Annotated in this window: 16 protein-coding genes and 1 tRNA gene; 5 read left to right on the top strand and 12 right to left on the bottom strand. The window is 43.1% G+C overall.

The window, feature by feature from the left end; translation table 11 throughout:
* Positions 1-60: 60 nt before the first annotated feature.
* The 10 genes from GSY63_RS18825 to atpD all read right to left on the bottom strand — a co-directional run bounded on the left by GSY63_RS18825 (position 61) and on the right by atpD (position 10,715).
* Positions 61-342: an antibiotic biosynthesis monooxygenase family protein gene (locus tag GSY63_RS18825; protein WP_166587375.1), complete on the bottom strand. Its 282-nt coding sequence runs from the start codon at positions 340-342 to the stop codon at positions 61-63.
* 22 nt (positions 343-364) lie between these two features.
* The gene (gene leuC, locus GSY63_RS18820) at positions 365-1,783 is read right to left on the bottom strand and encodes a 3-isopropylmalate dehydratase large subunit (protein ID WP_166587374.1); all 1,419 of its coding nucleotides are present in this window, start codon (positions 1,781-1,783) and stop codon (positions 365-367) included.
* Positions 1,784-1,894: 111 nt separating this feature from the next.
* On the bottom strand, positions 1,895-2,959 hold the full coding sequence (gene ilvC, locus GSY63_RS18815; protein ID WP_166587373.1) for a ketol-acid reductoisomerase: 1,065 nt from the start codon (positions 2,957-2,959) through the stop codon (positions 1,895-1,897).
* 125 nt (positions 2,960-3,084) lie between these two features.
* Complete coding sequence (gene ilvN / locus GSY63_RS18810) at positions 3,085-3,675, bottom strand: acetolactate synthase small subunit (protein WP_166587372.1); 591 nt, start codon at positions 3,673-3,675, stop codon at positions 3,085-3,087.
* A gap of 27 nt (positions 3,676-3,702) precedes the next feature.
* The gene (ilvB, locus tag GSY63_RS18805) at positions 3,703-5,451 is read right to left on the bottom strand and encodes a biosynthetic-type acetolactate synthase large subunit (protein WP_166587371.1); all 1,749 of its coding nucleotides are present in this window, start codon (positions 5,449-5,451) and stop codon (positions 3,703-3,705) included.
* 93 nt (positions 5,452-5,544) lie between these two features.
* Positions 5,545-7,254: a dihydroxy-acid dehydratase gene (gene ilvD / locus GSY63_RS18800; RefSeq protein WP_166587370.1), complete on the bottom strand. Its 1,710-nt coding sequence runs from the start codon at positions 7,252-7,254 to the stop codon at positions 5,545-5,547.
* A 446-nt stretch (positions 7,255-7,700) separates the two neighbouring features.
* Complete coding sequence (locus GSY63_RS18795) at positions 7,701-8,285, bottom strand: hypothetical protein (RefSeq protein WP_166587369.1); 585 nt, start codon at positions 8,283-8,285, stop codon at positions 7,701-7,703.
* Position 8,286: 1 nt separating this feature from the next.
* A complete protein-coding gene (locus tag GSY63_RS18790; RefSeq protein ID WP_166587368.1) occupies positions 8,287-8,679 on the bottom strand; it encodes a VOC family protein in 393 nt (130 codons plus the stop codon).
* A gap of 195 nt (positions 8,680-8,874) precedes the next feature.
* Positions 8,875-9,129, bottom strand: a complete 255-nt coding sequence (gene atpC / locus GSY63_RS18785) for an ATP synthase F1 subunit epsilon (protein ID WP_166587367.1) — start codon at positions 9,127-9,129, stop codon at positions 8,875-8,877.
* 80 nt (positions 9,130-9,209) lie between these two features.
* Positions 9,210-10,715, bottom strand: coding sequence for a F0F1 ATP synthase subunit beta (gene atpD / locus GSY63_RS18780; RefSeq protein ID WP_166587366.1), 1,506 nt, complete (start codon positions 10,713-10,715; stop codon positions 9,210-9,212).
* A gap of 219 nt (positions 10,716-10,934) precedes the next feature.
* Here atpD and GSY63_RS18775 point away from each other — a divergent pair, with 219 nt between their 5' ends.
* Both GSY63_RS18775 and GSY63_RS18770 read left to right on the top strand, forming a co-directional pair.
* Positions 10,935-12,158, top strand: a complete 1,224-nt coding sequence (locus GSY63_RS18775; RefSeq protein WP_166587365.1) for an OmpP1/FadL family transporter — start codon at positions 10,935-10,937, stop codon at positions 12,156-12,158.
* A gap of 19 nt (positions 12,159-12,177) precedes the next feature.
* Positions 12,178-13,518, top strand: a complete 1,341-nt coding sequence (locus tag GSY63_RS18770; RefSeq protein WP_166587364.1) for an SGNH/GDSL hydrolase family protein — start codon at positions 12,178-12,180, stop codon at positions 13,516-13,518.
* A 146-nt stretch (positions 13,519-13,664) separates the two neighbouring features.
* On the opposite strand, the gene GSY63_RS18765 is transcribed toward GSY63_RS18770, so the two are convergent.
* Together GSY63_RS18765 and GSY63_RS18760 are read right to left on the bottom strand one after the other, a co-directional pair.
* Complete coding sequence (locus tag GSY63_RS18765) at positions 13,665-14,648, bottom strand: NAD(P)H-quinone oxidoreductase (RefSeq protein ID WP_166587363.1); 984 nt, start codon at positions 14,646-14,648, stop codon at positions 13,665-13,667.
* 36 nt (positions 14,649-14,684) lie between these two features.
* Entirely contained in the window at positions 14,685-15,872 is a 1,188-nt protein-coding gene (locus tag GSY63_RS18760) for a carboxypeptidase-like regulatory domain-containing protein (protein WP_166587362.1), read from the bottom strand.
* A gap of 87 nt (positions 15,873-15,959) precedes the next feature.
* Here GSY63_RS18760 and GSY63_RS18755 point away from each other — a divergent pair, with 87 nt between their 5' ends.
* From GSY63_RS18755 to GSY63_RS18745, 3 genes are all read left to right on the top strand, one after another.
* Positions 15,960-16,421: a redoxin domain-containing protein gene (locus GSY63_RS18755; protein ID WP_166587361.1), complete on the top strand. Its 462-nt coding sequence runs from the start codon at positions 15,960-15,962 to the stop codon at positions 16,419-16,421.
* 98 nt (positions 16,422-16,519) lie between these two features.
* Positions 16,520-16,593, top strand: a tRNA-Arg gene (locus tag GSY63_RS18750).
* Positions 16,594-16,655: 62 nt separating this feature from the next.
* On the top strand, positions 16,656-17,228 hold the full coding sequence (locus tag GSY63_RS18745; RefSeq protein WP_166587360.1) for an adenylate kinase: 573 nt from the start codon (positions 16,656-16,658) through the stop codon (positions 17,226-17,228).
* The last annotated feature ends 23 nt before the right edge of the window (positions 17,229-17,251 follow it).

The raw sequence follows: 17,251 nt of genomic DNA, 5'->3' as shown, positions 1-17,251 counted from the left end.
TCTCGTAGTATGATTAGCGACGAGATTGCCACGCTGTCGCTCGCAATGACAAATTTTTCTTTATTGATAATGTTCTACAGTTGGAAAAGGATCATAAAAATGATGCAACAGGCTTTTCCATTCTATATATTCTTTTGATTTTCTGAAGCCTTCAGTATGGTCTGATAGCTTTTGCCATTCGACTAGTAAAATGAAGCGGCTTGCATTTTCAATACATCTTTTTAATTGATGTGAAATATAGCCCGCCATACCCGATATAATATGCTGTGCTTTTGCAAACGCAGCTATGAAATCATTTTCAGATCCCGGTATTACATTTAATATGGCAACTTCGAGTATCATGTATTCGCAATGACAAGTTGTATTATCCTACCAATTCTCCTTCAGATAGTAATTCGCGTATATCCGTAATCTTACCGGTAACCGCCGCTGCGGCTGCTGTTAACGGGCTCGCCAATATGGTACGTGAATTAGGTCCCTGACGACCTTCGAAGTTTCTGTTCGAAGTTGATACGCAGTATTTGCCTGCCGGGATCTTGTCTTCGTTCATACCTAAACAAGCGCTGCAACCTGGCTCGCGCAGCGGGAAACCAGCCGATTCAAATACTTTGTCCAAGCCTTCAGCAATGGCTTGTTCCTGTACTTGTTTAGAGCCAGGTACTACCCATACGGTAACATTATCCGCTTTGTGTTTGCCTTTAACAAAGGCGGCCACCTCGCGCAGGTCTTCGATACGTGAGTTGGTGCAGCTACCGATAAACACATAGTCAATCGGTTTTCCGATCAGCGATTCATCATCGTGCACACCCATATAAGCCAATGAATTGGCATAAGATTTTTGTTCTGTTGGATCAACATCAGCAGTAACCGGTACATGCTGTGTTACACCGATGCCCATACCCGGATTGGTTCCGTAGGTGATCATCGGCTCAATATCTTCGGCGTTGAAGCTCAATACACTGTCGAACTGTGCATCATCATCAGAGTAAAGCGTTTTCCAGTAGGCAACTGCTTTATCCCATTCTTCGCCTTTAGGGGCAAATTCGCGGCCTTTTACATATTCGATTGTAGTATCATCAGGAGCGATCAATCCGCAACGGGCCCCCATTTCGATGCTCATGTTACAGATGGTCATGCGGCCTTCCATGCTTAATGAACGGATGGTATCACCGGCATACTCAACAGCATAACCGGTACCGCCTGCGGCTGTGGTTTTAGAAATGATATAAAGGATAATATCTTTAGCGCCAACACCTTTTTGCAGTTTGCCGTTCACTTCAATTTTCATCCTTTTTGGGCGAGATTGCAGAAGGCATTGTGTAGCCATAACTTGTTCTACCTGCGATGTACCAATACCAAACGCAATTGCACCAAAAGCACCATGGGTTGATGTATGGCTATCGCCGCAAACGTAAGTGCCGCCCGGACGAGTTATCCCCAGCTCGGGGCCAATTACGTGTACAATGCCCTGGTAAGGATGGCCTAAGCCGTAAAGCTCAACACCAAACTCAGCACAGTTTTTAGTCAGCATATCAACCTGGTAACGCGAAAGCTCCTCCTTGATGGGCAGGTGCTGGTCCCATGTTGGCACGTTATGATCTGCTGTGGCAACGGTTTGTTTTGGCCTAAGTACGGGTAAACCACGTTTACGCAAACCATCAAATGCCTGCGGACTGGTTACCTCGTGTATAAAATGGGTATCGATATATAAAATATCAGGAAATCCTTCCTTACTGCTCACTACGTGGGCGTCCCAAATCTTATCGAATAATGTATTTCCCATAACCTTTTAAAACCTCCCCGTATAAATAACAGGGAGGTTTTTATTTTTTGTATTGATATAAATTAACCATTTCTTGCTCCCTCTCCTTTGGAGAGGGTTGGGGAGAGGTTATTAGCTAATGCTTTCTACCGCCTGATTTTCCGGGCGTAAGCTGCGTACAGTTTTACCTGCCTGCCATAATTCGCTGTCGCGTAATTCTTTCAATTCTGCATCCAGTTTCTCGCGGTAATCTGGCTGGCTGTTAGAGTCGATAGAACGTTGTGATTCTTTACCGGTAGCAACGCTTTCGTAAAGCTCTTCGAAAACAGGTTTAGTAGCATCACGGAATTTTTTCCACCAGTCTAATGCACCACGTTGTGCAGTAGTAGAGCAGTTTGCATACATCCAGTCCATACCGTTTTCAGCAACTAATGGCATTAAAGATTGAGTTAACTCTTCAACAGTTTCGTTAAATGCTTCAGAAGGTGTGTGGCCTTTGCTGCGTAATACTTCGTATTGTGCAGCGAAGATACCCTGAATACAACCCATCAGTGTACCACGCTCGCCGGTTAAATCGCTGTAAACTTCTTTTTTGAAATCTGTTTCGAACAGGTAACCGCTACCTACGGCAATACCTAATGAAACAACTCTTTCCCATGCACGGCCGGTAGCATCCTGGAAGATAGCAAAGCTTGAGTTTAAGCCGCGACCTTGTAAGAACATACGACGCAATGATGTACCAGAACCTTTAGGTGCAACCAAAAATACGTCAACATCTGCAGGAGGAACGATGCCGGTTTGCTCTTTGAAAGTGATACCGAAGCCATGAGAAAAGTATAATGCTTTACCCGGGGTTAAGTGTTTTTTAACAGTTGGCCACAATTCAATTTGTGCAGCATCGCTTAATAGGTAGCAATAGATAGTTCCTTTTTCAAGGGCTTCTTCAATTTCAAAAAGGGTTTCGCCAGGTACAAAGCCATCGCTAACAGCTTTATCCCATGATTTTGAACCTTTACGCTGACCAACGATAACATTGATACCATTGTCTTTTTGGTTTAGCGCCTGACCCGGGCCTTGAACGCCGTAACCGATAACAGCTACTACTTCGTTTTTAAGTACTTCCTGTGCTTTCGATAGTGGAAATTCGTCGCGGGTTACTACGTTTTCTTCAGTGCCGCCAAAATTTAATTGTGCCATTTGTATTTAATTTGATAATTCGATTATGCGTTAATTTGTCAATTGTTTTAGTTCATAGTTAATGGTTGATAGTTCATAGTAGCTCGAATTCGGCTATGATCACGATCTATTGCCTATCAACTTTACTACATCGTAAACACCTTTTGTCCTTTATTCAGGTATTCGTTTTCGATTACGTCTTCGCTCGGCTCTAAGCGTTCAAATTCGCGGATCTTAGAGTTAAAGCCTTCGCTGTCTTTGATAATTGCCACGCGTGCGCTGCGTACAAATTCAATCAGGCCGAAAGGTTGCAGAACCTTAATTAGGTTATCGGTTTCTTCACGGTGACCGGTAGTTTCAAACACGATGTAATCTTTACGGATCACAACTGCACGGGCGCCGTTTTCGCGTAATAAACGCTCAACGCTTGCCTTCTCGGCAATAATATCGGCCGGTACCTTATAAAGGGCCATCTCTTGCCAAATAACGTCGGCATTGGTATGATAGTATGCTTTTAATACCTCAACTTGTTTCTCAATCTGACGGCAAAGTTTGCGTACCACTTCTTCAGATTCATCTATAACGATGTTGAAGCGGTGGATACCTTTAATCTCAGAAGGAGAGGTGTTCAAGCTATCGATATTGATCTTTCTACGGGTGAAAATGATGGCGATGCGATTCAGCAGACCAATCTGGTTTTCGGTATAAACGGTGATGTTAAATTCCTGCTTTTCCATTTTTGTTTCTTTAAAACTCCGTGGGGTTTATTTAAGTCTGATTTCGCTAACGCTGCAACCTTGCGGTACCATCGGGAAAACGTTGTTTTCTTTAGTTACCATTACTTCTAATAAGAAAGAACCTTTGTTGTTCAGCATCTGCTCTAGTGCAGGTTGCAGATCAGCACGATCTTCAATCATTCTGCCCGGGATGCGATACCCAGCAGCCACCTGAACAAAATCAGGACTTTGAATATCTACGAATGAGTAACGACGCTCGTTAAATAACTCCTGCCATTGGCGTACCATACCTAAGAAACGGTTGTTAAGGATGATGATTTTAACATCTACGCCGCTTTGCATAATAGTACCCAATTCCTGGATGGTCATTTGCATACCCCCGTCGCCGATGATGGCAATTACAGTGCGATCTTGTGCACCATATTTAGCACCGATGGCTGCAGGTAATGCAAAGCCCATTGTACCTAAACCACCGCTGGTAACGTTGCTGCGGGTGTTTTTGAAGTCGGCATAACGGCAGGCCACCATTTGGTGCTGGCCTACGTCGGTTACAATAACAGCTTCCCCTTTTGTTAGGATATTTAATTGATCGATTACCTCACCCATGGTCATTTCATCGGTAGTGGGGTGCAATTCGTTGTTAATAACAGCCTCGTTTTCCTGGGCGGTATATTCGTTAAATTTGGCTAACCACTCGGTGTGATCTTTTTTATCAACCTGGGCAGTAAGCAATGGTAAAGTCTCTTTACAATCACCCCATACCGGTACAGTTGATTTTACGTTTTTGTCGATTTCAGCAGGGTCAATATCCAAGTGGATAACCTGCGCCTGTTTAGCGTATTTATCTAAACGGCCGGTTACGCGGTCATCGAAACGCATACCAACAGCAATCAGCACGTCGCACTCGTTAGTTAATACGTTAGGACCATAGTTGCCGTGCATGCCCAGCATACCCACGTTTTGCGGATGATCTGTAGGGATAGCACCTGCGCCTAAGATGGTCCATGCTGCAGGGATTCCGGATTTTTCGACAAAAGCTTTAAACTCCTGCTCTGCAGAACCCAAGATTACGCCCTGACCAAACAGGATAAATGGTTTCTTAGCCTGATTGATCAATGCAGCAGCCTGCTCAATATATTCGTGACGAACAATTGGTTTGGGCCTATAGCTGCGAATATGCGTGCAAGGGGTATAGCCCTTGAATTGGAACTTTTGAATCTGTGCGTTCTTGGTAATATCAATCAAAACCGGACCTGGACGACCGCTGCGCGCAATGTAAAATGCCTTAGCCAGTACCTCTGGAATTTCGGTAGCATCAGTGATCTGATAGTTCCATTTGGTTACCGGCGTTGATATGTTGATCACATCGGTTTCCTGGAAAGCATCAGTACCTAAAAGGTGTGCAAACACCTGACCGGTGATACAAACCAATGGTGTGCTATCAATTTGTGCATCAGCTAAGCCGGTGATTAAGTTGGTAGCGCCCGGGCCGCTGGTTGCAAACACAACACCCACTTTACCAGAGGTACGTGCATAACCCTGACCGGCGTGGATACCACCCTGCTCGTGGCGAACCAGTATGTGGTTAAGTTTTTCTTTATAATCATACAAAGCATCATAGACGGGCATAATTGCGCCACCGGGATAACCAAAAATAGTATCGACGCCTTCGACCAGTAGTGCCTCTAGTAAAGCGGCTGATCCTGTAAGCTCTACTGCTACCTCGTTTTCGGGTGCAGTTACTAATTCCTGCTGTGCAATTGCTGTCTCGTTCATATTACTTTGTTTTTATTTTCATAGTTGATGGATCATAGATCATAGTGCTTTTATTCGGCTATGAACGATCAACTATTATCTATCGACTCTTTATTATTCTCCATCCGTTACGCAACCTTCGGCTGCCGTGGTAACGCTTTTGGCATATTTGTATAAAACTCCTTTAGTAACTTTTAATTTAGGCTGAACCCAAGCTGCTCTTCGTGCTGCCATTTCTTCATCACTGATGATGAGGTTAATCTGGTTGGTTACAGCGTCGATAATGATCTTGTCATCATCTTTTACAAAGGCAATACCGCCACCATCATAAGCTTCTGGTGTAATATGGCCTACCACGAAACCGTGTGTACCACCAGAGAAACGGCCATCCGTAATCAGTGCTACCGAACTGCCCAAACCAGCACCGAAAATAGCAGAGGTTGGTTTCAACATCTCTGGCATACCTGGGGCTCCCTTAGGGCCAACATTGCGGATAACTACAACATCGCCTGATTTAACACGGCCGCTTTGGATCCCATGAATCAACTCGAATTCGCCATCAAATACGCGGGCAGGGCCTTCAAAACGCTCTCCCTCTTTACCGGTAATTTTGGCAACACTACCACCCGTAGCTAAGTTTCCATAAAGGATCTGTAAGTGGCCGGTAGCTTTAATCGCCTGTTCAACCGGAAGAATTACTTTTTGGGTATCGAAATCCAGTTCAGGAACTTCGGCTAAATTTTCTGCCAATGTTTGGCCTGTTACGGTAAGGCATTCGCCGTGCAACCAACCTAGTTTTAATAGATATTTCATTACCGCCGGAACACCACCTACATTGTGCAAGTCTTCCATCATGTATTTACCACTTGGCTTCATATCGGCCAATAAGGGAGTGCGGTTTGTTAATTCCTGGAAATCATCTTGTGTTAATGGCACATTTACACTTTTTGCCATTGCAATTAAGTGCAATACCGCATTGGTAGAACCGCCCATTACCATAATAGTAATAATAGCGTTCTCGAATGCCTTGCGGGTCATAATATCCGAAGGCTTAATATCTTTCTCCAGCAGTTTATAAATGTACTTCCCTGCTGCACGGCATTCCGCTTGTTTTTCTTCGCTCAAAGCCGGGTTTGATGACGAGTATGGCAAACTCATACCCAACGCCTCGATAGCTGCAGCCATCGTATTGGCAGTATAAATACCACCACAAGCACCCGCGCTAGGACAAGCATTTTTAACGATGCCCATAAAATCTACATCATCTATCTGGCCGGCAATTTTTTTACCCAGAGCTTCGAATGCCGATACGATGTTTAAGTCTTCGCCTTTCCAGTGGCCTGGTTTAATAGTACCGCCATATACCATAATAGAGGGGCGGTTTAACCTGCCCATGGCAATTAATGAACCCGGCATGTTTTTATCGCAACCAGGGATGGTAATTAAACCATCGTAATATTGAGCGCCGCAAACGGCTTCGATAGAGTCGGCGATAATATCGCGACTTACTAACGAGTAACGCATACCTTCGGTACCGTTGCTCATACCATCGCTTACGCCAATAGTATTAAATATAAGGCCTACCATGTTTTCTTCCCATGTACTCGTCTTAATCACTTTGGCTAAGTCGTTTAAGTGCATGTTACAGGTGTTGCCATCGTAACCCATGCTGGCAATGCCAACCTGAGGTTTTTTCAAATCATCATCAGTTAAACCAATACCATAAAGCATGGCCTGTGCAGCCGGTTGGGTAGGGTCGGCGGTTAGGGTTTTACTGTAGCGGTTTAATTCTACGCTTTGTTCGGTATCAGTTGTAGTACTCATTATTAAGAATGTATTTATTAATTGTTAATTACAATGACCAAATGGTGGTTAGCACTTAATTTAGGTTGATACAATGGTCGATGTAAATTTGTTATTTGTAAAGTAGAGAGATGCCGACGGATATACAATACCTAAATAAAAAAAATAAAATAAGAATTATATATCGATAAAATAAAATTATCGAATTTATATATCTTAAAAGTTGGTTTTTATAAAATTAAATATTTAGGCTACTATACCAAAGTTGAAATTGGTATTCGGTATGCTTGTTATGCATGCATAGTATGAGGGGCGATTTTCGGCGTAAAACTGACAGAACGGTGAAAAAAGTTGTAGAAAATGGGTTGGATGTAGGGCATTTAAATGTCCGGAAGTTTTAAGTACGCGTTGCAAACGCGCGTAAGAAGAACAAACTGAAATCCATTTGGAATTAAGTGGTTTTTTCATCAAGGTTGCACTTGCGAAGAAGGCCTGTTGTCCAGCTTCTTTTTAGTCAACCTATTGTATAGTTGGTCGAAAGTCTCAGCCAATCTTAGATAATGATCTCCCCAGCCATTTGACATTGAAAGTTCCTGATAAGTTGAGGTTACGAGAAATTCCAAATTTATCTTTTCCAACCTAATGAAGCTACAAAATTGGATGCCGGTTATATCTCGATCTAAATCTTTTAAAAATAGAGTGGCATTATCAAAGCCAGCCCATATTGTGTCGGCGTCAGCATGAGTAATTGCTTTAATCTGTTTAAGAATATCTGCGATTTTTTGAAAATCTGAATATGAATTTATTTTTGAGGTTAATAAATAAAAAGCTTCCTCGTTGCATCGAGCTTTTAAATCCTTTAATAAGCTCTTCGTAAATTCCTCAGATGTAAGTCGCCCGTTTATTGAAAAAATGTTTTCGTAAAAGGTATGAATTAATGCCCAGTCATCATTCTCAAATAAGGTTTTGTCTTCATCCTTACTTAATAATATGAATGCATCTCTATCTCCGCTGTAGTGATCGAATATCCTGACTTTCTCTTTGGTTATCATGTTATAAAAGTTGCTTCCTTTGCCTCAATTGAAAAACATTCCCTTCCGGGTCTTCGCCATCGCAAAGCCAGTAATCATAATTATCGAAGGTTTTGATTTCCCGCATGGCTACGTTTTGATTAATGAAATGCTCACGAACTTTATTCAGGTCCTCATCAATCTCAAAAACGATTTTAGAATTGTTGTCGAATTTGAAAGCGCCTTTACTTTCGTCCCAATATTGCGCGCCGATTTTGTGCAGGCCGATCTTACAGTTCCCGGCTTCCAGAAGTGCCCAGGTTGAATGATATTCTTCAATAACTTTAAGATTGAAAGTATCGGTGTAAAAAGCTTTTAAGTTATCTACGTTTTGCACGTAAAGGATGATGGTATCTAAGTTGACTTTGAATTGCATAATAGATGTTTGCAGATCGAAGTTAGAAAAAATTTGCACTACGAATGGCTGTCACACTGAGGCGCCCGAAGTGTAGTGCGCAAAGGCCTTTGCACCATGTTTCGAGTGCCTCAACATGACAGCAAAGCTTCAGCTTATCTCACAAAAAAAGCCTTTCGAAACTCGAAAGGCTTTTTATAAATATCAGTTTAAAGATCAACGGTGGGTAATGCCTTCGGCTAACACCATTACTTTGTTATTTAAAACTTCAACAACACCGCCATGTATCAGATAAACTTCCTGTTTAGTGTTACCACCCGTGCGAACGATCAGCTTGCCATCTTCTAAAGTAGAGATGATAGGGGCGTGGTTGTTCAATATTTCAAATGATCCCATAGTGCCGGGTACAGTAACTGAAGCTACTTCGCCTTCAAACACTTTTTTATCGGGAGTTAAGATTTCTAAAATCATTCAGTTGTCGGTTATCAGTTGTCTGTTGTCAGTACCAAGCTCTTTTCAGATAACCGATAACTGACAACCGACAACAAATTTTAGTTATTTGCTTCTGCTAATAATTTTTTACCTTTTTCAATAGCATCTTCAATGCTACCTACTAAGTTAAATGCAGCTTCAGGATACTCATCCACTTCGCCGTCCATAATCATATTGAAGCCTTTGATGGTATCTTTAATATCAACCAAAACGCCTTTCAAACCAGTGAACTGCTCTGCTACGTGGAATGGCTGAGATAAGAAACGTTGTACACGACGAGCGCGTGATACAGTTAATCTATCTTCTTCAGAAAGCTCATCCATACCTAAAATGGCGATGATGTCTTGCAGCTCTTTGTAACGTTGTAAGGTTTCTTTTACGCGTTGTGCAGTATTGTAATGCTCATCACCTAATACAGTAGCGCTAAGGATACGTGAGGTTGAATCCAATGGATCTACCGCAGGATAAATACCTAGCTCGGCAATTTTACGTGATAATACAGTAGTAGCATCTAAGTGGGCGAAAGTTGTAGCCGGCGCAGGGTCGGTCAAGTCATCCGCAGGTACGTATACAGCTTGTACCGAAGTGATTGAACCACGTTTGGTAGAAGTGATACGCTCTTGCATCATACCCATCTCAGTAGCCAAAGTTGGTTGGTAACCTACCGCTGATGGCATACGGCCTAACAACGCTGATACCTCAGAACCTGCCTGGGTGAAACGGAAGATGTTATCAATGAAGAACAGGATATCGCGTCCTTTGCCCTGGCCATCACCATCGCGGAAATACTCAGCAATAGTTAAACCTGATAAGGCTACACGTGCACGTGCACCAGGGGGCTCGTTCATTTGACCGAACACGAAGGTTGCTTTTGAGTCTTTTAAAACTTCTTTATCTACTTTAGACAGATCCCATCCGCCTTTTTCCATTGAGTGTAAAAATTCTTCACCGTAAGTGATAATGCCAGACTCGATCATCTCGCGAAGTAAGTCGTTACCTTCACGGGTACGCTCACCTACACCTGCAAACACTGATAAACCAGAATATGCTTTTGCGATGTTGTTGATCAACTCCTGGATTAATACGGTTTTACCAACACCGGCACCACCAAACAATCCAATTTTACCACCTTTAGCATAAGGCTCTAACAAGTCGATAACTTTAATACCGGTAAACAGTACTTCAGTTTCTGTTGATAGATCCTCAAAACGTGGAGGGTTGCTGTGAATAGGGCGACCGTTTGTAGTATCTAAATCTTCGATACCGTCAATCGCTTGTCCAACCACGTTAAATACGCGGCCTTTGATATCCTCGCCTATTGGCATTCTGATTGGCGATTCCAGATCGGTAACTGGCATGCCGCGCAGTAAGCCGTCGGTAGAGTCCATTGCAATGGCACGCACGCGGTCTTCACCTAAGTGCTGTTGTACTTCTAAAACAACTTTCTGACCATTAGCTCTGGTAATTTCCAGTGCATTGTAAATTTTGGGCAGATGTGCATCATCGCCAAAGCTTACGTCAACTACCGGACCGATGATCTGTGATATTTTTCCAATGTTTGGCATATATAACCTGGTATTTTAAAAAGAATATTTTACTTACTGAGTATATATTATTAATACATAATATTTCAGAGGCGCAAAGTTAAGATTTGTAACGGATTTTTTAAATACTTATATTAAAGTTTTTTAGGTAAAAAAAATTAACATATTGTTAATCGTCTCTTGGCCTATTTCTCTATGTTTGCAATCCAATTTTATTTTAGGTAAACCTCAGTATTTATTATGAGAAAAATTCTACTCTTTGCGCTGGCATTATTGCCCGCATTGTCGTTTGCACAGGGATTTCAGGTAAACCTCGGCGGTCAGAAACAGATCGGCATGGGCCACACCGGAACCGGCCTTGCGCAAGATGGCGCCTCCATTTACTTTAACCCCGGCGCTGTAGCCATGTTGCCAGAAAATTCTGTGCAGGCTGGTATTAGTCCCTTGTTTTTTAAATCATCTTTCAATCCGGCTGGTACAAATGATGTATATCATACTGCCAATAAAGTGGCTACACCTTTTTCGGGTTATGCCGTTTGGGGGCCAAAATCGGCTCCATGGAAAATTGGCCTTGGTGTTTATACACCTTTCGGCGGTTTAACCGACTGGGGGCGCCAGTGGCAAGGTAAATATACAATAGAAAGCCTTGATTTAAAAGCTATTTATTTTCAACCTACCTTAAGTATCAAGCTTGCCGACTTTGTAAGCATCGGCGGTGGTTTTGTTTATGATATTGGTACGGTTGATTTACAACGTGCGCTGCCATTGTCTGATGCAAGTGGTAACGATGGCCAGGCGCAGTTAAAAGGCCACGGCCACGGCTTTGGTTGGAATGCGGGCGTTTTCTTCAAGACCGAATCGCATATTACTATAGGTATCGACTATCGCTCTAAAGCTAATACCACTATTAGCAGCGGCGATGCGATATTCAAGGTGCCTGCATCTTTGGCAACCAGTTTCCCACAGCCAAATACTTTTTATGCTAGCATTCCGCTCCCGGCCACTACTTCTATTGGCTTCGGTTTCTATCCAACCAAACAATGGACACTTGCGCTTGACGCGAATTGGGTAGGATGGCATTCATACAAAGTACTGGCCTTTGACTATGCTCAGAACACGCCAACACTACAGGATACCTACTCGCCACGCAATTATAGGGATGGTTATAGCCTCAGGGCTGGTGCGCAGTTTAAGCCGGTTGACCGTTGGGCTATCCGCGCTGGCGGTGGTTATGCTTCTACAGCAGTACGCGATGGTTATGTAACGCCGGAAGTGCCAGACGCTAACCGTTATTATTTTACAGGCGGTTTAGGATATAGCATTGCCAGAAAACTGGATGTTGATCTCTCTTTCGAATACGAACACCTGTTGTCTCGCACCCAAACCAATATCGAAACCCAATTATCCGGAACTTTCAGATCTAACGTATACATTCCGGGTGTATCACTTACTTATCACTGGTAGTATTTAAAAAACGATTTTCATGAACTCATATAAATATATATGCATTTTGGCCGCTGGTGTATTAAGCCTATCGGCCTGCAAACCCAGCATAGAAACCCCGGTACCAACCCGTGGCTCGGCCGATTTTACCCGGTATATTGCCGTAGGTAACTCGCTAACGGCAGGTTATGCCGATGGCGGTTTGTATCTCGAAGGCCAGCAAAACTCTTATCCATCTATCATTGCGCAGCAAATGAAGCAGCTGGGCGGGACGGGTAATTTTATACAGCCTTTGTTTTCACAAGATCAGGCTAATGGTTCGGGCTACCTGCAACTGACAGGTTTTGATAAAACTACCGGTGCGCCGATTACCGCCCCGGTAACCACTAACCTGGCGGTAACCGGGCAGGTAACCATCCCTGGTTATGGAGCGGTAACCACTTATGCCAAGTACGCAGGTACCGATATCAATAATTACGGCGTACCCGGTATTAAACTGGCCCACATTACTTATGCCCCTTATGGTAACCTCAATGGTTTTTACGAAAGGTTGCTTCCCGGTGCCGAAGGCACCCATACCACCACTTACCTGGATTTTATTACCGCCAAACCCTTTACCTTTTTTACCAACTGGTTGGGTAATAACGATGCCTTAGGTTATGCCACCTCGGGTGGGGCAGGTGATGTGCTGACCGATAAAGCCACTTTCAATGCCCTGTATAGTGCTTTGATGGCTAAACTAACCGCCAGTGGTCAGAAAGGGGCTGTAGCTACTATCCCGGATGTAACGGCTATCCCTTACTTTAATACGGTAACCGTAGCTGCTATTTTAGCCAGTGTACAAAAAGCCAACCCTGCGGTGCAGGCGCTTTTTGTTAATGCCAAGTCGGATGCTACAGCAGCAGGTACTACTTATGCCGCCAGACCGGCAACCGCCAATGACCTGATTGTGCTGACCTTCCCGACCTCAAAGATCGGCACCCTGGTATCTACCCCGGCCGGTATGCTGCCCTATGGCTTAACCCCATACAGCCCGATAGAGAACCAATATGTATTGGATGCCAATGAAGTAACCTTGACTAAAGATTATGTAACCTCATACAACAACACCATTAAATCGGTAGCGGCCTCAAAAGGCATTGCCGTAAACGATATGTATACCTTCCTGAACAATGTAAAAGCGCATGGTTTGGTGGTAGATGGTGTAAACCTGAATGCAGGCTATATCAGTGGTGGTATCTTCTCTCTGGATGGTGTTCACTTAACCCCGAGAGGTTATGCCATTGTAGCCAATGAGTTTATCAAGGCCATCAATGCGCAATATGGTTCTAACATTCCACTGGCCGATGCGGCTAGCTACCGGAGTGTGAAGTTCCCCTGATAAATTAGTTCATGGATGATAGTTGATAGTTCATAGTAGCTTCAACCCAAACAGAAACGGCCTGTAGTATAAATTACAGGCCCTTTCCGTTTTCTAACCAGCCAAACTCCGGCTATGATCTATGAACCATAAACTATTATCTAAATCTACTCAAAGCTCAGCACAATCTTCCCCATGTGCGAACTGTCTTCCATTAGCGCGTGCGCCTTCGCGGCTTCATCGGCAGGGAATACTTTATAAATAATGGGTTTGATTTGACCCGATGCCAGCATCGGCCAGATATGTTCTTCAAGGCTTTTGGCTATTTTGGCTTTAAATTCTATCTCCCGGCTGCGCAGCATCGAGCCGGTAATAATTAAGCGTTTACGCATCACCAGCGAAAGATCAACCTGCACATCTTTTCCCTGCATTGTGTTGATCATCACCAGGCGGCCTTCGTCTGCTAGTGATTGCAAATTGTCGGGTGTGTAGTTACCGCCTATCATATCCAATATCACGTTAACGCCTTTCCCGTCTGTCAAGCTTTTTATTTCTTCTTTAAAGTTTTGGGTTTTATAATTAATGGCTTTGTCAGCGCCGAGTTGTTCGCAAAAGGCGCATTTATCGTCAGAGCCAGCGGTTACATAAACAGTGCATCCCAATGTCTTTGCTATTTGTATAGCCGTAACGCCAATGCCGCTGCTGCCGCCGTGTACTAACAAACTCTGCCCTGTTTTCAACCGGCCACGGCCAAATACATTGCTCCATACGGTGAAAAAGGTTTCGGGGAGGGATGCCGCATCAACCATGCCTAAATTTTCGGGCACGGGCAGGCATTGTCCTTCAGGAGCAATGCAATATTCTGCATAACCGCCACCAACAATCAGTGCACAAATGCGATCGCCTTTTTTCCAGCGGCTTACGTTAGGCCCAAGCTCAATAATAATGCCTGCAACCTCCAGTCCGGGGATGTCTTGCGGGGCATTGGCAGGCGGCGGGTAATTACCCTTGCGTTGAAAAACATCGGGTCGGTTTATGCCTGCCGCCGAAACTTTGATCAATACTTCGCCGGCAGCGGGTTTGGGTTGCGGGCGTTCTTGTATTTGTAAAACTTTCGGATCGCCAGGTTGGGTAATTACTACTGCTTTCATGATGAGGATAACCTTAGGAACCTAAATCTGTTTGCCTTATTGTTTCCCGATATTACCCTTAACTTTTTTAAGCTGTTCCAGCAAAGCAACGGCCGCATCCTCGCTATCTGTGCGTTTAATAATGGGATTATTCTTCCAGTACTCGGGATCATATGCTACGCTTTTAAACTTCTCTTCTTCTTTCTGCATTTTATCAACAGATACTTCGTTCAGCGCTGATTTGTCAAAAGGGGTATTATAATCCAGCGCAAATAGTTGTCCGTTATAGGTTAATTGCTTAATGCCCACGAAACCCGCTTTCAATGTGGATTTTAGTGTGAAATTGGAGTAATCCAACACGGTATTACTGTCGGCATCCATTTTATATTGCGATACAATCCTTAACTCCTTTAACTTTAAGCTCAATGGACCCGAAGCATTCATTTTGAAGCGACTGATGGTACCATCGGTTTTTAGCACAGTGTAATTTTCGGTATCGATGTAATAATCTCCCACAAAGGCCGAATTAAGGGTGTTGTCTGGGTCTTTTAATTCGCATTTTATCACGGCAATTTCGTGGCCATTGGTTTTGAAAGTTTGTTTGATAATGAATTTATACAAGGAATCGGGTTTGTGATTAATAGGAGAGATGATCTTACTATTATTTACATATCCACTGCACAACATGCTGAACATAGCTACATTATTATAGTTAATGCTGTTCTCGTTCTGTAAGTAACGACTATTGGAGATGTTGTATTTGGTAAGTCCCCAGTTTTGCCATTGTGCATCCAGAAAACTTTCGGCAAAGAATGTAGGTTCCTCGCCCTCCAGTGTCATCCGTCTGAAAAATACTTTGGTGTAGTATTCTGTGTGGATGTTTTTGCCTGCTTTTGCCGCTGTTTGTTTTATAATCTCGAGTGCGGGGTTGCCTACTGTTACTTCGGGTAGTTGGGTAATCTGGGGTTTAAGAGAAATTACCAGGTATTGGTTTGTATCATCAATTTTAGCCTCAATTGGTTGGTAGCCGAGACAACTTATAAACAGCGTTACCGGCAAACTGGTTATATTAAGCGTAAAGTCTCCCTTTTCATTACTAACGGTGCCTAATTGAGTGCCTTTAACCGTTATAGATGCAAATGGTATCGGATGCTTAGTATCGGCGTCGCGTACAAAGCCGATTATTTGGGCATTAACATTGGCAAATAAGCATACAAAGAGCAGACTAGTAACAAGGTATTTCATAAGGAGGGTTTTCGTAAAAATAAAAGACATTGTTATAACACACAATTACTTGCAGGTATTTATTTTTACGGCATAAAAACTAAATACATGTCATTACAAGTTGGCCAGCCGGCACCACAGTTCACATTGTTTTCTACGGAGGTTAAGGAAGTATCCTTAGCTGATTTTAAGGGTAAAAAAGTGGTTATTCATTTTTTTCCTTTAGCTTTTACAGGCGTTTGCACTGCACAGCTTTGTACCATGCGCGATAGCTTTGGTTACTATGATGGTCTTAATGCGCAGATTTTAGGTATTTCTGTGGATTCGCCTTTTACGCTGGCTAAGTTTAAAGAAGAAAATAACTACCAGTTTCCATTGCTTTCTGACTTTAATAAGGAAGTTTCTTCTGCTTACGGTGCTATCTATGCGGAGTTTGCATTTGGTTTAAAAGGCGTTTCTAAGCGTGCAGCCTTTGTTTTAGACGAAGAACAGAACATTATCTATGCGGAGGTTTTAGAAAATGCAGGAGATTTACCTGATTTTGAAGCTATTGCAGAAAAAGTGAAATAATTTCACTTTTTCATTAGGAGATATTGAAAGGAAATTCTATTTTTGCATTCCCTTTCAGAGAGGGCGTTGCTAATAAAGTCTCTGAATAAATATGGTTTGGACCCGTAGCTTAATTGGATAGAGCATCTGACTACGGATCAGAAGGTTAGGGGTTCGACTCCCTTCGGGTCCACATTTAAAATTAAGCCTTTCTTGTTCTGCACATGAAAGGCTTTTTAAATTTAAAATCAACGCATGCTAAACTTAGTACTGTTTGGTCCTCCCGGAGCAGGGAAGGGTACGCAATCACAAAACATTATCGAAAAATTCGGGCTGATCCACCTTTCAACCGGTGATTTGCTGCGAAGTGAAATTGCTAATGGCACCGAACTTGGCCTCGAAGCCAAGAAACTAATGGATGCCGGTATGTTAGTACCCGACGAAGTGGTTATCGGTATGATCAGCAATAAACTGGATAGCAATAAAGATGCTAAAGGGTTTATTTTTGATGGTTTTCCACGTACAGTAGCGCAAGCCGAAGCTTTAGATTCTTTGTTGAAAAGTAAAGATTCGCAGATAAACGGCATGGTGGCTTTAGAGGTTGCCCCGGAAGAATTACTGCACCGCTTGTTGTTAAGAGGTAAAGAATCTGGCCGCCCGGATGATGCTAACGAAGAAGTAATAGCTAAACGTATCCGCGAGTACAACGATAAAACTGCCCCGGTTGCAGATTTTTACAAAGCACAAAACAAATTCACCAGCATCAATGGCATCGGATCGATAGAAGAGATCTTTGGTGGTATTTGTGAGGTGGTAGAAGGATATTAAGATTTTGTAATTCGGATGTTCGA

The organism is Mucilaginibacter agri, from assembly GCF_009928685.1.
GTDB classification, from domain to species: domain Bacteria; phylum Bacteroidota; class Bacteroidia; order Sphingobacteriales; family Sphingobacteriaceae; genus Mucilaginibacter; species Mucilaginibacter agri.
The sequence above is the reverse complement of the archived record's forward strand: the minus strand, read 5'-3'. Positions and strand labels throughout refer to the sequence as shown.

What these genes read in the sequence shown, in the direction of transcription:
- GSY63_RS18760 (WP_166587362.1), bottom strand. Translation starts at nt 15,872, where the DNA reads ATGAAATACCTTGTTACTAGTCTGCTCTTTGTATGCTTATTTGCCAAT.
- GSY63_RS18825 (WP_166587375.1), bottom strand. Translation starts at nt 342, where the DNA reads ATGATACTCGAAGTTGCCATATTAAATGTAATACCGGGATCTGAAAAT.
- GSY63_RS18770 (WP_166587364.1), top strand. Translation starts at nt 12,178, where the DNA reads ATGAACTCATATAAATATATATGCATTTTGGCCGCTGGTGTATTAAGC.
- GSY63_RS18765 (WP_166587363.1), bottom strand. Translation starts at nt 14,648, where the DNA reads ATGAAAGCAGTAGTAATTACCCAACCTGGCGATCCGAAAGTTTTACAA.
- GSY63_RS18795 (WP_166587369.1), bottom strand. Translation starts at nt 8,285, where the DNA reads ATGATAACCAAAGAGAAAGTCAGGATATTCGATCACTACAGCGGAGAT.
- GSY63_RS18755 (WP_166587361.1), top strand. Translation starts at nt 15,960, where the DNA reads ATGTCATTACAAGTTGGCCAGCCGGCACCACAGTTCACATTGTTTTCT.
- atpD (WP_166587366.1), bottom strand. Translation starts at nt 10,715, where the DNA reads ATGCCAAACATTGGAAAAATATCACAGATCATCGGTCCGGTAGTTGAC.
- GSY63_RS18745 (WP_166587360.1), top strand. Translation starts at nt 16,656, where the DNA reads ATGCTAAACTTAGTACTGTTTGGTCCTCCCGGAGCAGGGAAGGGTACG.
- ilvD (WP_166587370.1), bottom strand. Translation starts at nt 7,254, where the DNA reads ATGAGTACTACAACTGATACCGAACAAAGCGTAGAATTAAACCGCTAC.
- ilvN (WP_166587372.1), bottom strand. Translation starts at nt 3,675, where the DNA reads ATGGAAAAGCAGGAATTTAACATCACCGTTTATACCGAAAACCAGATT.
- atpC (WP_166587367.1), bottom strand. Translation starts at nt 9,129, where the DNA reads ATGATTTTAGAAATCTTAACTCCCGATAAAAAAGTGTTTGAAGGCGAA.
- GSY63_RS18775 (WP_166587365.1), top strand. Translation starts at nt 10,935, where the DNA reads ATGAGAAAAATTCTACTCTTTGCGCTGGCATTATTGCCCGCATTGTCG.
- GSY63_RS18790 (WP_166587368.1), bottom strand. Translation starts at nt 8,679, where the DNA reads ATGCAATTCAAAGTCAACTTAGATACCATCATCCTTTACGTGCAAAAC.
- ilvC (WP_166587373.1), bottom strand. Translation starts at nt 2,959, where the DNA reads ATGGCACAATTAAATTTTGGCGGCACTGAAGAAAACGTAGTAACCCGC.
- leuC (WP_166587374.1), bottom strand. Translation starts at nt 1,783, where the DNA reads ATGGGAAATACATTATTCGATAAGATTTGGGACGCCCACGTAGTGAGC.
- ilvB (WP_166587371.1), bottom strand. Translation starts at nt 5,451, where the DNA reads ATGAACGAGACAGCAATTGCACAGCAGGAATTAGTAACTGCACCCGAA.